The organism is Blautia wexlerae (assembly GCF_013300825.1).
GTDB classification, from domain to species: domain Bacteria; phylum Bacillota; class Clostridia; order Lachnospirales; family Lachnospiraceae; genus Blautia_A; species Blautia_A wexlerae_B.
On the sequence record NZ_JAAIMY010000021.1, the window covers coordinates 1 to 15,384 of the forward strand.

Annotated in this window: 10 protein-coding genes; all 10 read right to left on the reverse strand. The window is 43.2% G+C overall.

All coding sequences use genetic code 11. The features are described from left to right. Positions 1-123: 123 nt before the first annotated feature. A complete protein-coding gene (locus G4417_RS11220) occupies positions 124-1,212 on the reverse strand; it encodes a GntR family transcriptional regulator (protein ID WP_173683496.1) in 1,089 nt (362 codons plus the stop codon). Between the two features lie 107 nt (positions 1,213-1,319). Continuing rightward, on the reverse strand, positions 1,320-2,174 hold the full coding sequence (srtB, locus tag G4417_RS11225) for a class B sortase (protein ID WP_173683497.1): 855 nt from the start codon (positions 2,172-2,174) through the stop codon (positions 1,320-1,322). Next, entirely contained in the window at positions 2,171-6,838 is a 4,668-nt protein-coding gene (locus tag G4417_RS11230; RefSeq protein ID WP_243872133.1) for an isopeptide-forming domain-containing fimbrial protein, read from the reverse strand. The genes srtB and G4417_RS11230 overlap by 4 nt, the downstream gene beginning before the upstream one ends. A 178-nt stretch (positions 6,839-7,016) precedes the next feature. Continuing rightward, complete coding sequence (locus G4417_RS11235; protein WP_173683501.1) at positions 7,017-7,478, reverse strand: DUF1700 domain-containing protein; 462 nt, start codon at positions 7,476-7,478, stop codon at positions 7,017-7,019. Between the two features lie 300 nt (positions 7,479-7,778). After that, on the reverse strand, positions 7,779-8,657 hold the full coding sequence (aguB, locus tag G4417_RS11240) for an N-carbamoylputrescine amidase (RefSeq protein WP_173683502.1): 879 nt from the start codon (positions 8,655-8,657) through the stop codon (positions 7,779-7,781). A gap of 102 nt (positions 8,658-8,759) precedes the next feature. Beyond that, complete coding sequence (gene aguA, locus G4417_RS11245; RefSeq protein WP_173683504.1) at positions 8,760-9,863, reverse strand: agmatine deiminase; 1,104 nt, start codon at positions 9,861-9,863, stop codon at positions 8,760-8,762. Positions 9,864-9,897: 34 nt separating this feature from the next. Continuing rightward, a complete protein-coding gene (nspC, locus tag G4417_RS11250) occupies positions 9,898-11,019 on the reverse strand; it encodes a carboxynorspermidine decarboxylase (RefSeq protein ID WP_173683505.1) in 1,122 nt (373 codons plus the stop codon). After that, positions 11,009-12,289, reverse strand: a complete 1,281-nt coding sequence (locus G4417_RS11255) for a saccharopine dehydrogenase family protein (RefSeq protein ID WP_173683506.1) — start codon at positions 12,287-12,289, stop codon at positions 11,009-11,011. The genes nspC and G4417_RS11255 overlap by 11 nt, the downstream gene beginning before the upstream one ends. Beyond that, positions 12,286-13,146 carry a polyamine aminopropyltransferase gene (gene speE, locus G4417_RS11260; protein WP_173683508.1) on the reverse strand — a complete coding sequence of 287 codons (861 nt, stop codon included), beginning with the start codon at positions 13,144-13,146 and terminating at the stop codon, positions 12,286-12,288. Before speE ends, G4417_RS11255 begins: the two co-directional genes overlap by 4 nt. A gap of 2 nt (positions 13,147-13,148) precedes the next feature. Then, a complete protein-coding gene (locus G4417_RS11265) occupies positions 13,149-14,606 on the reverse strand; it encodes an aminotransferase class I/II-fold pyridoxal phosphate-dependent enzyme (RefSeq protein WP_022380826.1) in 1,458 nt (485 codons plus the stop codon). Between the last annotated feature and the right edge of the window lie 778 nt (positions 14,607-15,384).

Consider the following 15,384-nt stretch of genomic DNA (forward strand, 5'->3'; position numbering starts at 1 on the left):
AGACATACAAGCCAAAATTCCATTGCCGCAGGCAATCTGGAATGAATTTTGGCTACGTTGCTGTGAACGGAGTGAACAGTAACGTCCGCTATTCTATTGCGTAAATTAATGAACAGATACATTTTATTTCTTTCTGCATGAGCCCCTGATAATCAGTTCCGGATGAATCAGTCTTTCAACCCTGCTCTCTTCCTCGGGAACTCCATTAATTTTTTCCAGAATCAGTTCTGCTGCCATTTTTCCCAGCTTTTCCTGAGGATGGGCAATCGTTGTGATTCCGTTTCCACGCTGTGCATACAGCGAATTATCATAACCGGTAACTGAGATATCATCCGGTATTCTGACCCCCAGCTTTTCCAGTTCTTCCATAACCTGAACAGCTATCTGGTCATTATAGCAGACAATTCCATCCGGAAGTTGCCCGCTCTGCACCATTTCTTTTGCCATTAATGCGGGTTTTACTTTTCTGTCTTCTGTATGAAACCAGACAACGTCATCCGGATCATAGGAAATCCCGGCTTCCTGCAATGCCTTCACATATCCTTTGTGACGTTCCAGTCCCTGCATATCATCTGCCTTAAAGAAACCTTTAATCTTCTTATGTCCCAGTTGCAGCAGATATTTTGTCACAAGATAACCTCCCTGCGCATCATCCATAAGGATATGCGGCTTGTCCCGCATTTCTGAATAGATTCCCTGGATGAACACATATGGGATTTCAAACTTGTCCAGATTCTGATAAAGATTTCTGTGCTTACAGATCATCTCACTTTTACTTGGTTCAATGATCAGCCCGTCAATATCTTTCTTCAGAAGTTCCTCCAGACATCTGGCTTCTTTCTGCCTGCTGTTTGCTGTATTTTTCAGGATAATACTATAACCACTTTCTGAAAGGACATTATCCATTCCCTGTATCAGTCTCGGAAAAATATAATCAGAGATATATGTGGTAACTACTGCAATATTCTTTGATTTCTTGATATGACGCATATTCTCAGAGCAATAAGTGCCTTTTCCATGAAATGCCTCCACATATCCATCCTGTTCCAGGATTCCCAGTGCCTTGCGGACTGTATGTCTGCTCAGGGAATATTTCTGTGAAAGTTCGTTTTCTGAAGGAAGCTTCTCTCCCGGCCGGATAGCTCCTGATACAATATCACTTCTGAGCTGTTCCATCAGTGAGAAATATTTCGGCTTTCCATTATCTGTCATGTCTTCTTCCCTCCTGTATTTAGCATACAACTTGTACGCACATACGAACAAGTTGTTTTTTATGCATAAATTATACAAAATATCGGGGGATTTTTCATTAGTTTTTTCTACTCAGCCTTCTCTATTTCATAACAGATTCCGTGTACTGCCATACGAATTTCCTTATCCAGATGTGAATTGCAGGTTATCAGCGTCACCATTCTCTCTGTTTCATTCGGTTCTACGCCTGTATCATACATGGAATTGTTTTTCAATACAGACAATTGTCTCTTGTATGCACTACTTGACAGCTCATATCCATATTCAAATGCCGGACTGTGTGAAGATGCCTGTTCTACAGAAAAAATTCTGTACAGAAATTTTCTCTCCGGCGTCAGAATCTCTATCTCCGGACACAACTTCAGAAATTCCGGCTGTTCATAACGGTTCAGATTGGCAAACATCATATTTCCTTCCATGTTATGACCGTAAATAATACTGTGGGAACCTGTGAGATCTTTTTTATTATTATGTTCAAGAAAAATGCAGCCAAACAAGTCTTCTTCTTTTTTGAAATTATGCCTCAGATAATATTCATCATCTGTTCCCTGTACAACAGGATAAGAAATATCAGCTCCCGGTATGGTAATCCAGGCAGCCACCTGGGAGTTGATCTTTCTTAAATTCTCCCAGGAAATCCCGAAGGATTCCCTGATCTTATCTGCTTTGTCCGTATCTTTCTGATTCTTTTTATTTCTTTTCTTTTCGGATTTACTTTTTTCTTTTGAAGATGATCCATCTTTCTTTTCTATTTTTGGTATTTTTTCTCCATCTGATGTTGCTGCTATATCAGCAATTTCTTCATATCCCTGCTTTGCTGCAAGATTCTGTTCATAGCTTTTTATATAAAATCCGCCACAGTATATCAAAAGTCCCAGTGATGCTGCGATCACGCTTACAGCAAACGTCTTCAGTTTCTTCATTTCCGACGTATGCCTCTGATATTTTTCCTGCCTGTCAGAGATTTTCTGTATATCAGTACTCCACCGGCAAGCAGTATCAGTCCAAGTACACCAAGCACAGCCATTACTCTAAACGGTCTGGTATCTCCTGTTTTGGAGCTTCCTGCTACAGAACCATTCTGATAGCTTCCATAACCTGAAGAATATCCACCGGAATTTCCATAACTGCCTCCATTGCTTCCACTGTTTCCGTTATTATATGACGGTACAGGTGTTTTTGTCGGTGCAGGTGTCATTTTCGGACAGGTTCCCGGAGTAGTTGCAGGTACAGGTGTTGGTGTCAGTGCCGGAGATGGTGTTTCAGACGGTTTCGGTGTTTCAGACGGTTTCGGTGTTTCAGTCGGAGTCGGAGTTACAGATGGCCTGGGAACCATTTTTATATATACCTCATTCTGCGCAGATGTTTCCGGCGAAATATCTCCTTTTGCTCTGGCTGTATTTACAACTTTTGTCTGCTCCGTACTCTCTGTCTCAAATATAACCTCATAGCAAACCTCAATTTTATCCTTATCAGAAAGTGTTGTTCCTGTTTCAATCCTGAAACCTGTTTCAGATGCTTCTACCTTAATATCTTTTAGTTCCACATCATTTTTCTTTACAAAAATACTGTCTTTTATAAGTGTTATACCTTCCGTTTCAAATGCATCTTCAATCACGATGTTTTTATCTGTGATATCTTCTCTTAATTGTTTTACAGTCAGCTTATAATATCCTTTTTCGCCGGATAAATACTCTTTTTTATCGGATTCCTTAACGATCTCCAGAACCGGGCTGTGTACCTCAACTTCTTCTTCATCTGAAGCCGGTATATTTTCTCTGCTGTTTATCACTGCTGTATTGTGCACTTTCTGTCCTGCCAGCATTTCATCGATCACTGCCACCTGATACTCTACGATCATTTTCTTCTGAGTCTGGCAGTCCAGAGGATTATACATTACCTGTTCAGCCAGACCTCCTCTGTCATTATCACAGATACTGTATCTGCTATCTTTAATCAGTGCTTTTCCCGTATTCATTGTAAATGTATTGTCATCATTGATCTGTACTTCTGCATCTGTCACATTGCCATTCTCATCCATGAGGATCACTGAATCCTTCAAAAGGCGTACTCCCTGTGTATCAATCACATCATTAAGTACAACATCACGCGCCACACAACCAGTCTGTTCCTGAGTCATAACAATGCGGTATGTAATGATATCCCCATATTTATATGACGGTTTATCTGCATTTTTCTCTACCTTAAGAACCGGGGTATTTATCCATACCTTAGAAGTGTCTTTGACCGTCTGGGCATTATCTGCATATGCCTGAGCAGTATTTACAATTTCCATGCCATTGACACTTTCCTGTACTGTACAGCGGAAATTAACTGTAACAGGTATCTGATACGGAAGATCCGAGATTGTTACAATCCATCCCGTACCCTGACGTGTCACCTGACAGTTCACCTGTTTTTCTACAGTTTCCTTATAATTCTCAGGATTCAGTTCATTTCCCGCATCATCAGTACCTGCTGTGGGATACTGGATCACAGATGGTACTCCGCTTACTGTAACTGCTCCCTCTTCTCCATCCAGAGCCAGCCCTTCCGGAAGGGAAAGGTCACTGATCACCAGATTTCTGGCTATAGATCCTTTCTGAAGATTATTTACGGTAACCCGATAATTCACCTGTTCTCCAACACGGAATTCATTTTCAACACGTCCGTCACCGGTTGCCTGATATGGATTCTGGAAACTCTTATCAATAGAGAGAACTGCCGTGTTTACATAAACTTCCGCATCATCCTGTGCAGGTGCTGTATTCTGTGCCTGTACATTAGCTATATTGATACTCTCCATGCCATTTGCTTCTTCCGCAACTGTACAGATAAAAGAAATTGTGACCGGAACTCCTGCCGGAAGATCTGAGATATTCAATCTCCATCCTGTACCTTCCTGAAGAAATTCATAGCCAACCTGCTTCTCTGATGTTTCATTGTAAAGCTCCGGATTCAACTGGTTGGGCACATCCTCTGTTCCTGCTACAGGCTGCACAACACTCTGTGGAATTCCGATAACGGATACATTGTCAGCAGATGTCAGAACAAGACCTTCCGGCATCTGTGTGTCCCAGATTGTTACATTTCTCGCTATGGTACCTTCTTTTTTATTTTCTACCACTACATTATACTGTACCTGTTCTCCCACCTGCCATTCATAATGATCCGCTGTTTTCTCTATCCAGAACTCTCCTGAATTTACATAAACCTCTGCATCATCTGCTCTTTCTTCTGCATTCGAAGCTTTTACAGATGCTGCATTCACACTCTCATGTCCGTTAGCTTCCTCCTGTGCAATGCAATGAAAAATAATTGTCACAGGTGTACTGTATGGCAGATAAGAACAATAGAAAGTAAAACCATTTCCGTCTGCATCCAATCCGGTCTCTACCTGTCTTGTTTCATATGCCTGTCCTGTTTTCTTATCTGGTACAGGATAATTGATCTGTTTCTGTACTCCCAGAACCTCCACACTGTCAGCACCGCCTGCAAGCACCAGTCCCTGAGGCAGACTAATATCAGTTACATTCACATCTTTCGCAATTGTTCCTGCAGACACATTGTTTACCACAATCCTGTAGGTAACCTGCTCTCCTGTCTGCCATTCATATTTATCGGCTGTTTTACTGATTTCAAATTTCGGACTGTTGGGCCATACTTCTGCCAGATCTTTACGCGTTTCCTGCTCTCCTGTGTCTGAATTGATCAGATTATCGGCTGTAGCAGAAACAATATTTTCCCACTCCATTCCATTTGAAGTGTCCAAAGCCTGGCATTTAAATCGGACTGTAATCTTTTCCCCATATTTCAGAGACGGGCATTCTGCCTTCCAGCCATTGTCTCCGATTCTGGTCAGTATACAGTTCTCCGCATTTGTCTCTGTTGCATACTGTCCTTCCAGAAGCTGCAGACATGCCGGTATTTCATCTGTGACCACAACATTCAATGCCCTTACATCCGGTTTTGTCTGAGAAACCGTAACTTCATAATCTACAGTGTCTCCTACTTTCCATTCATATGCAGACACATTTTTTGCCACTTCAAGTTCCGGAGAAATTACACTTTTTACCCATACAATATCTGTATCCATGGTATCCCCTGTGCCACTCATACGTTCATAGCTCATAGACGCATGGTTAGGTATCAGGAGCGTATATCCGTCCTCTGCAATGTATTTTGAAATATTAATTTCGGATTCCGGTCTCATCTGTACTTTCAGAATAAATGTATAAGTCTGATTATCTGTAAAAGCTTCCTCCTGAAGGCTTTCTGCTTTTGCACTGCAGATTATCTTCTGTCCTTCAATAGCTGTATCAAACTGATCTGTCACATTCTGACCTGTATCATTTATGATATGTATCTTTGAAGTATCCTCTATTTTCAGGCATTCCTCCAATGTATCCTGAATCACAAATGAGCGAAGTTTATTTGGTGTTACTTCAGCCTGGATCATATACTGGAACTCTTCCCCCTGTACTGCTGTAAAAGGCTGATCTTTCGCTGCGACAGATGCCTGTTCCCAGGTACTGTCAACCTCTCCTACTCTTTTCTGTGGAGCTTTCTTCATCTCAATGTCTCCAAAACAGTATGAGGTAAAATCAAAATAAGCAAAGCCCTTACAAAACTTCTGTCCCTGAAAGTTCAGACAATAGGAGTTTCCTGAGCCATCCACATATTTTCTGATTACTCCCTGTGCCCATTTCTCTTTAGAACCTGCTTTTTCAATGCTGGCTTCTCTGCTGGCATCCCACATATCGAGCTTTTCCTGATGCGAGAACACAAGATTAAAATTATCTGTGTCATACAGCATATTCATCCAGCCTTTCTGATCATCAGGCTCTATGGCAACATTCTGGGAACCCACATAATTTCCGTTTACTTTAAGGAAATCATTATCTGACAGAATATAGATCTGATCCAGATTGCTGTCAGACGGGATTTCTACTGCCTGTGCAGCATCTATATCCCTGATTGTTCCATGACCACGAACCGACAGTACCTCTTCTGTCCCATGTTTCAGAAATTGGAAATTAACCTTTGCAGATCCTACAGAGTAAATAAAAACTCCAATACTGTTTCTGGAAAAGCCAACAACCGGATAGGACTCATTATTCTCCCAGCCAAAGCTTATCCCTCCGGCATTCTCTGTTTTTGTTATGGGTGTACGGATGTCATAACGTCTCTCCGCATTCTCAACTCCCATAAGACTAAGACGTACATCCACAATATTCCCGGCAGCATCTCTTCCAACATTATTATAACGGATTCCGGCACTTCCCGGCTTATAGTCCTCTGATACTCTCACAGTTTCTGCATCTCTGTCGCTTCTTCCATGATCAGAAAAAGCATCCCTGTCCTTGTTATCGCACCCAAAGATTTCATATGTGGTAATGCCTGGCTGGTACTTCATATTAAAACGGTATCCATAATCCACCGTCTGATCTGTCTGCCATATTTCTATCCCTTTTGCAGCAGCCTGCACCATATCCATCGGCAAAAAACTCAATATTGCCTGCATGACAAACAGCACTGCGAGCAGTAAAGCTCCCAGACGTTCCTTCCATTTTAAGTTACGTTTCATTTTCTGTCTCCTTTCCAGATAAAAATAAATGTGGGATTTTCCTGCACCTGACAGGATTAGAGAATAGAAATAAATTGACAGCCGCATCTTCATCGGCTTCAGAATTATGAATTATTATAAGATTTAAGATTTTTAAGATTCCGCGCAGGGTTTCTTTCCTGAAATCCTGCACAGATTTTCATTGATCATTTCTTTTCTTCAGCCATGAAAGAAAATAAAGAATAATTGCAAGGATAATAAAGAATGGAATCGCAACTCCGATTACCAGAATCAGTAAAATAATTATAACGGTTGCTGCAGCAATAACGATGGCCCTGCCATGCCAGGTAGAAAGATCGATTACTTTTTTCCATCTTTTCTCCTGCTGATGAGGAAGCTCTGTCTCATTGCCATAACTGCTTCCGTAAGAAGAATACTCTCCGTAATCTTCCTGTGTACTTCCATCATCTGTATCGATCAGAGTCTTTGCTATCAGATGCGGGTCTCCCAGTTCCTGCAATACTTCCTGCTCTGAACGTCCGCCACGTACCTGAGACTGTATATAATCTTCATAATACCTGATATGTGCCGCTGCTTTGCCCTCCTGCATCTGACCGGCAAGCTGGCTTCTCAGGATTTCCAAAAATTCTTTTCTGTTCATTTTTTACACTCCATTTTGCCAGAAATACATGTCAAAACTCTACTGCTCACTCCGTTATCAGTAGTACTCTTATTTTACCATATATACCGCAGGTAGCAACTAATATAATCATAAACTTTTTATGAAATTCTTATAAACTCAGTTACTGTTCACTCCGTTCTCAGTAACTGAGCCAAAATTCATTCCAGATTACCTGCGGCAATGGAATGAATTTTGGCTTGTATGTCTCGGGATTTTGGCATATTCATGCCAAAACACCTCGCGGGATAGTGGTGTGTGAACAATAACTAAACTCATACATCATTTCCCGACAATTTTTGCATACATTTCAGGTCTGCGGTCTCTGAAAAGTCCCCAGTTCAGTCTGTCTGCCTTTAATGCATCCAGGTCAAAAGTGCTTACAAGCACCCCCTCTTCCCCTCCGGGCAATTCTGCGCAGAGAGCACCTGTGTTGTCTGTGATAAAAGAGGAACCATAAAAATTAAGAGCAGATTTCTGCATGCCGTTATCCGGACATGGCTCTACTGTTTCCTCACCGATTCTGTTGGCAGCGATTACAGGGATCAGATTGGAGGCAGCGTGTCCCTGCATACATCTTCTCCAGTGTTCCATGCTGTCACATTCCAGGATGGGTTCACTTCCGATAGCAGTAGGATAAAAGAGAAACTCCGCTCCCTGCAACGCCATACATCTTGCCGTTTCCGGGAACCACTGATCCCAGCAGATTCCAACTCCAATGATTCCAAATCTGGTGTCAAAGACCTTAAAGCCGGTATCTCCCGGTGTGAAATAGAATTTTTCCTGATAATAATGGTCATCCGGAATATGTATTTTCCGGTAAACGCCAAGATTCTTCCCATCTGCATCCAGAACCGCAACGCTGTTATAAGTATTATTGACCTCTTTTTCATAAAAGCTGACCGGAATCACAATCCCCAGCTCTGCCGCTACCCTGCTGAAATGACGCACTGCAGGGTTTTCCTCTGCAGTCTGCGCATATTCATAATACTCATATCTGCGCTCCTGGCAGAAATAGGGCCGTTCAAAAAGCTCCGGAAGAAGAACAATCTCAGCTCCCTTTGCTGCTGCCTGACGCACCAGTTCCTCTGCATGGGCAATATTTTTCTCCACACTTTTACTGCATTTCATCTGAACTGCTGCCACTGTTACATTTCTCATCCTGTCTGTTCCTCCTGCTCCTGTTTACATAAGTAAGTTTTTTCATAACTTTCAGGTAATAACCCTCAAACACATGACTCTCAAAGTTTTTCTGCATCAAGGTCAGATATTCTTTCCGGGAATCTGCTGGGTAATACAGTGAATATTCCCACCGCCGACAATAATGGCTCTGGCATCAATGGGATAAATCCTTCTCTCCGGAAAACACTTCTGCAGAATCTCCACTGCCCTTTTGTCATTTTCATCCCCAAACTGAGGAAGGATAATCCCTCCATTGGAAATATAGAAATTCACATAACTGGCAGCCATCCGTTCTCCGGCTTCCCGTTCGTCTTCTCCCTCTTCAAACACAAAACCATCCACATCTTCCCGGGTAAGGCAAACCGGTTTCTGAGGAATCGGAAGCTTATGAATCTTAAATTTTCTGCCTTTTGCATCTGTTTCCTGTTCCAGCACCTTCAGATCAGCCAGAGACATGGCATACTGCGGATCTGTCTCATCCTCTGTCCATGCAAGCACAACCTCTCCAGGCCTTACAAAAGCGCACACGTTATCCACATGCTCATTGGTTTCATCCTGATAGATTCCACATGGAAGCCAGATAATCTTGTGGACACCGAGCCAGTACTTCAACTGTTCCTCTATCTGTTCCCTGCTCATCTGAGGATTGCGTCCCTGACTCAGAAGACAGGCCTCTGTAACAAGCAGAGTCCCCTCTCCGTCAGAATGGATGGAACCGCCCTCCAGCACAAAAGGTCTGGCATCCAGACATGGACAACCGAGAGTCCTGCAGATAAAGGCAGCCACCCTGTCGTCCTTCTCCCAGTTCCGGTAAAGTCCATCAAAGTCTCCTCCCCAGGCATTAAACTGCCAGTCAACTCCACAGACCGCCCCTTTCTCATCCAGAACCATGGTTGCTCCCACATCTCTGGCCCAGGCGTCATCTGTCTCGCATTCCAGCAAAGTCACACCGGAAACATTCCCAAGCTGATTCTTTGCATTCTCCATCTGAGCTTTGGAAACCAGCATATACACCTTTTCGCTCTCTCCAATAGCCTCTGCAACTTTCACAAATGCTTTCTGTGCTTCCCTTGCCCCATAATTCCAGGAACCGGGACGTTCCGGCCAGATCATCACACATCCCTCATGAGGCTCAAATTCTCCGGGCATACGATATTTTTTTCTGTTCTTCTCTGTAACTTCCATGTCTGTCTCCTTTTCTTTGATAGCCCGGCAGATATCAGGAAAGCCGGCTCTTAAAGTCTTCGTATCCGAAATGTCTGATAACCTCACACTCTCCGTCCTCATGCATAACCGCAATATCCGGCAGCGGCATACCGTTAAATGTATTATTCTTCACCATAGAATAAATCGCCATATCCATAAAATACAGCTTGTCCCCGATCCGGATTTCTCTGTCAAAGGAATAATCTCCGATTACATCTCCTGCCAGGCAGGTGCAGGAAGATAAGCGGTAGGTATATGCCTTCTCCCCTGCTTCCCCGCTGTCCTTAAGAGGCGGACGATAGGGCATCTCCAGCACATCCGGCATATGGCAGGCTGCAGAAGCATCCAGAACCAGCGTTCCGATTCCATTCTCCACAATGTCCATAACCTCTGTCACCAGATATCCGGCATTCAGGGCAATAGCCTCCCCGGGCTCCAGATAAATATCCAGATCATAGGTTTCCTTCATATGCCGAATACATTTTTCCAGTCGCTTTACATCATAATCCTCTCTGGTAATATGATGTCCGCCGCCCATATTCAACCAGGAAACCTCAGACAGAAATTCTCCAAACTTCTCCTCTACCGCCTGCAATGTTTTCTCCAGGTCATCTGCATTCTGTTCGCAGAGCGTATGGAAATGCAGTCCGTCGATCCATTTCAGACATTCCCCGTCAAAGTTCTCTCTGGTAACCCCCAGCCTGGAACCCGGCGCACAGGGATCATAGATTGCATGCTCCCCCTGAGTGGAGCATTCCGGATTAATACGGAGTCCCAGACTGGCTCTGGTACACACATCTTTAAATTTCTTCAGCTGTGCTGTGGAATTAAAAATAATATGGTCACAGATCCGATCCAGTTCCTCTATATCTTCTGTACGGTAAGCAGGGGAAAAAACATGATTCTCTTTCCCCATCTCTTCATGTCCAAGCCTTGCCTCAAACAGACCGCTGGCAGTGGTACCTGCCAGATATTTTCCGATCATGGGATACAGGGCAAAGCCGGAAAACGCTTTCTGCGCCAGAAGGATCTTACACCCGGTATCCTCCTGGACTTTTTTCAAAATCTCCAGATTCTCCCGCATCTTCTTCTCATCGATCACATAGCAGGGAGTTTGCAGTTGATCAATCTTCATTTGCTTTCCAGACCTTTACCAGTTCAGGATCTTCGCAGACTTTCCATGGAAGTCCCCATTTGTTCAGTGCTTCCATATATGGATCCGGATCAAATTCTTCCACATTAAATACACCCGGCTTCTTCCACTGTCCGGTCACTACCATCATGGAACCGATCATAGCCGGAACACCTGTTGTATAGGAGATTGCCTGGGATTCCACCTCTTTATAGCATTCCTGATGATCACATACATTATAAATATAAATACTTTTCTCTTTTCCGTCCTTAACACCTGTGAAAATACAGCCGATATTTGTTTTACCCACTGTTCTCGGACCCAGAGATGCAGGATCCGGCAGAAGAGCTTTCAAAAACTGGATCGGCACGATCTCCTGTCCATTAAATTCCACAGGTGCGGTGGAAAGCATTCCTACATTTTCCAGACATTTCATATGTGTCAGATAGCTCTGTCCGAATGTCATAAAGAAACGGATCCTCTGTACTCCCGGAATATTTTTTGCCAGTGATTCAATCTCTTCATGATGAAGAAGATACATATCCTTCTTTCCTACCTCAGGAAAATCGTAGACAGATTTAAATTCCATAGGCTCTGTTTCTACCCAATGTCCGTCTTCCCAGTAGGAACCATTTGCGGAAACCTCTCGAAGATTGATCTCCGGGTTAAAGTTTGTGGCAAAAGGATATCCATGATCACCGCCGTTACAGTCCAGAATATCAATGGTATGGATTTCATCAAAATAATGCTTCAGGGCATAAGCACTGAATACACTGGTAACGCCCGGATCAAAACCGGTTCCCAGAAGAGCAGTCAGTCCTGCTTTCTTAAATTTCTCATCATAAGCCCACTGCCAGGAATAATCGAAATATGCAGTAAAGCCTTTTTCTTTACATCTCTTTTCATAGATTGCACGCCATGTGGGATCTTCTGTATCCTCTGCTTCATAATTGGCAGTATCAATATAATCCGCACCGGCTTCCAGACATGCATCCATGATGGTAAGATCCTGATATGGAAGTGCCACATTCAGGACAGCATCCGGCTTATAGGCTCTGATCAATTCTGCGACCTCTGCTACATTATCCGCATCTACCTTTGCTGTCTCAATTTTTGTCTTCGTTGTACTTTCAATCTTCTCTTTGAGTGCATCGCATTTTTCCTTTGTCCTGCTTGCGATCATAATCTCTGTAAAAACATCGCTGTTCTGACAGCATTTGCGAATTGCCACTGAAGCTACCCCGCCACATCCGATTACCAATAATCTGCTCATAAACTGTTTTCCTCCTCTTCCAGTAAATCTTCTACATATTTTGGAAGCATAAATGCTCCTCTGTGAAGGTTTGTTGTATAATACCATGTTTCTATATTAAGATCATCAAACCTCTCCGGCCTGAAATCTTCCAGTGGATGATATTTCTTTGATGCAAATCCAAAAAGCCAGTATCCCGAGGGACAGGTAGGGATATGTGCCTGATAAACCCTGCTCACCGGAAATGACCGGAAAACCTTTCTGTGCATCTTTCTGCATTCCACCTCATCCTCATCATAAAAAGGACTTCCATGCTGATAAACCATGATTCCGTCATCTCTGAGAGCCGTATAACAGCTTCCGTAGAATTCCTTTGTAAAAAGTCCCTCTGTATGTCCCAGCGGATCTGTGGAATCATTGATGATCAGGTCATATCTGGCCTTTTTATTCCGCAGGAACCGAAGGCCGTCTTCATAATAAATGTTGACTCTCTCATCCTTCAGTCCCTGGGCAATATCCGGAAACATCTCCGCACATACATCCACAAACATTTTATCGGATTCCACCACATCAATGCTCTCAATCTGTGGATAATGGATCAGTTCTCTGGCAACTCCACCGTCACCGCCGCCGATGATCAGAACATTTTTTACATTGGGATGTACTGTCATTGGCACATGCGTAACCATCTCATCATAAATAAATTCATCTTTATCAGAGAATACGATCTCACCGTCCAGAGCCACAAATCTCCCAAATTCTTCAGACTCAAACACATCGATTCTCTGAAATTCACTTTCCCCTGAAAATAACTGTCGGTTAATCCGGACAGAAAGCTTTACATTTCCTGTATGGAACTCGGAATACCATAATTCCATGATCAGATACCCCCTTTCAGGACCTGAAGATGTTCTACCTTCGGATCCTCCATTCCCTGCATGGAACAGCCTTTGTCTCTTGCATAAAGAATGTATTCTACAATTTCCTGTGTCACCATTTCTCCAGGAGCAAGAATCGGGATTCCCGGAGGATAACACATAACAAATTCACCGCTGATCCTGCCTGCCGCCTGTTCCATGGGCAGAGATTCTTTCTCCGCATAAAATGCCTGCTGTGGAGACGCCACCACTGCAGGTGCGATATATTCCCCGGAAAGCATACCTGTGCTGTCCTTCTTATACAGACGTTCAATATCAGCCAGTGCCCCTACCAGTCTCTCAATATCCTGAAGCCTGTCTCCGATGGAAATGTAAGCCAGAATATTACAGATATCTCCAAACTCGATCTGAATATCATATTCATCTCTGAGAAGATCATAAACTTCAATACCTGCCAGCCCATTTCCCAGTGTATAAATGGAGAGTTTTGTAACATCAAAATCAAAAACACTGGTTCCATTGATCAGATCCATGCCATATGCATAATAACCGCCGATCTCATTGATCTCCTCTCTGGCATACTGCGCCATCCCTGCAACCTTTTCAAAGGATTCCTCTCCCCTGAGTGCCAGATTTCTTCTGGAGATATCCAGACTGGACAACAGAAGATAAGAAGCACTTGTAGTCTGAGTCAGATTGATGATCTGGCGCACTTTCTCTGCATTCATACTTTTATTCAAAAGCAGCAGCGAACTCTGTGTCAGACTTCCGCCGGATTTGTGCATGGAAACTGCCGCCATGTCAGCACCTGCCGCCATTCCGGATACAGGAAGGTTTCTGCCGAAATAAAGATGGGTTCCATGAGCCTCGTCTGCCAGCACCTTCATTCCTCTTGCATGAGCCTTCTTTACGATAGTCCGCAGATCCGAACAGATTCCATAATAGGTAGGGTTATTTACAAGAACCGCCACCGCATCCGGATTCTCATCCATAGCCTTCTCCACCTGGCTGACTTCCATGCCAAGGGAAATGCCTAACTGCGCATTCACCTCCGGGTTTACATAAACCGGAATTGCACCGCACAGTACCAGGGCATTGATGGCACTTTTATGTACATTTCGCGGCAGAATGATCTTATCCCCTGCCTTGCAGACAGACAGGATCATGCTCTGCACTGCAGATGTGGTTCCTCCTACCATAAGAAATGCGTGCGCTGCGCCAAAAGCATCTGCTGCAAGCTCCTCCGCTTCTCTGATCACCGAAACCGGGTGGCAGAGATTGTCCAGTGGCTTCATAGAATTAACATCCAACCCCACACATTTCTCTCCCAGCAACTGTGCAAGCTCCGGATTTCCTCTTCCTCTTTTATGTCCCGGCACATCAAAGGGAACGACTCTCTTCTTTCGGAAACGTTCCAGTGCTTCATATATGGGCGCATGCTGTTGTCTTTCATAATCCATTTGACATGTTCCTCTTTTCCTGTCGTCATGTACCGGCAAATACAGTTCTATCATTCAGCAATTGTATACTGCCTCAAAACCGGCACAATGATTCAATTATTTCTCTATATATTCAAGTCGAACGCATGTGAGACACATCCTCGCAAAGCGTTTATCTCCAACCATATCCTTTATATTTGCTATATCTGCACAAAAAAAGAAGCAGATAAGTTCATTCACCATCTGCTTCTCTCATGATCTATAGAATTTCTCAGGCTCTGTCTCTTTATATACTGACCGGATTTCCCGTATAAATCCGTCTGTATCCTGTGCCTGTTCCCGTATTCTGAAATATTCATGACTGCTGTCGTCTTCAATCGCTGGCAAATATATGCTATGCTCTTATTGACCGTTTCACAAGATGATGTGTGCTTACGCACTGATTATTATAAAATAATCAACTTATAAAATTTGAGCTCCTAACTCAATCAATAATGTGGTGTCTCCCACCCGGCAACTGCCCCGCCTGTCCGTATGGCTTAACATTCAGAAACTGTCTCTGAATGTGAGCAAATATTTGCATGAAAACGATAGTGTCTTTTCATACTAAAGATGAGAATAACATATCTTCTGAACTGTTGTCAATTCCATTTTCCATATTTTGTACAGTCTTTACCCGCTTTTTATATTTTCTTCATTTATCAGGGAAAACTGTGTTTATTTTTTAACAATTTCTTCCCTTGAGAAAACGTATTTTCTTTCATGACCAGGGATTACAATTCTCTTCTCTTATCAATTT

Excerpts from the sequence above, each read along its gene's own strand:
- G4417_RS11265 (WP_022380826.1), bottom strand. The coding sequence starts at position 14,606 with ATGGATTATGAAAGACAACAGCATGCGCCCATATATGAAGCACTGGAA.
- speE (WP_173683508.1), bottom strand. The coding sequence starts at position 13,146 with ATGGAATTATGGTATTCCGAGTTCCATACAGGAAATGTAAAGCTTTCT.
- G4417_RS11220 (WP_173683496.1), bottom strand. The coding sequence starts at position 1,212 with ATGACAGATAATGGAAAGCCGAAATATTTCTCACTGATGGAACAGCTC.
- aguA (WP_173683504.1), bottom strand. The coding sequence starts at position 9,863 with ATGGAAGTTACAGAGAAGAACAGAAAAAAATATCGTATGCCCGGAGAA.
- G4417_RS11255 (WP_173683506.1), bottom strand. The coding sequence starts at position 12,289 with ATGAGCAGATTATTGGTAATCGGATGTGGCGGGGTAGCTTCAGTGGCA.
- aguB (WP_173683502.1), bottom strand. The coding sequence starts at position 8,657 with ATGAGAAATGTAACAGTGGCAGCAGTTCAGATGAAATGCAGTAAAAGT.
- nspC (WP_173683505.1), bottom strand. The coding sequence starts at position 11,019 with ATGAAGATTGATCAACTGCAAACTCCCTGCTATGTGATCGATGAGAAG.
- srtB (WP_173683497.1), bottom strand. The coding sequence starts at position 2,174 with ATGAAGAAACTGAAGACGTTTGCTGTAAGCGTGATCGCAGCATCACTG.
- G4417_RS11230 (WP_243872133.1), bottom strand. The coding sequence starts at position 6,838 with ATGAAACGTAACTTAAAATGGAAGGAACGTCTGGGAGCTTTACTGCTC.
- G4417_RS11235 (WP_173683501.1), bottom strand. The coding sequence starts at position 7,478 with ATGAACAGAAAAGAATTTTTGGAAATCCTGAGAAGCCAGCTTGCCGGT.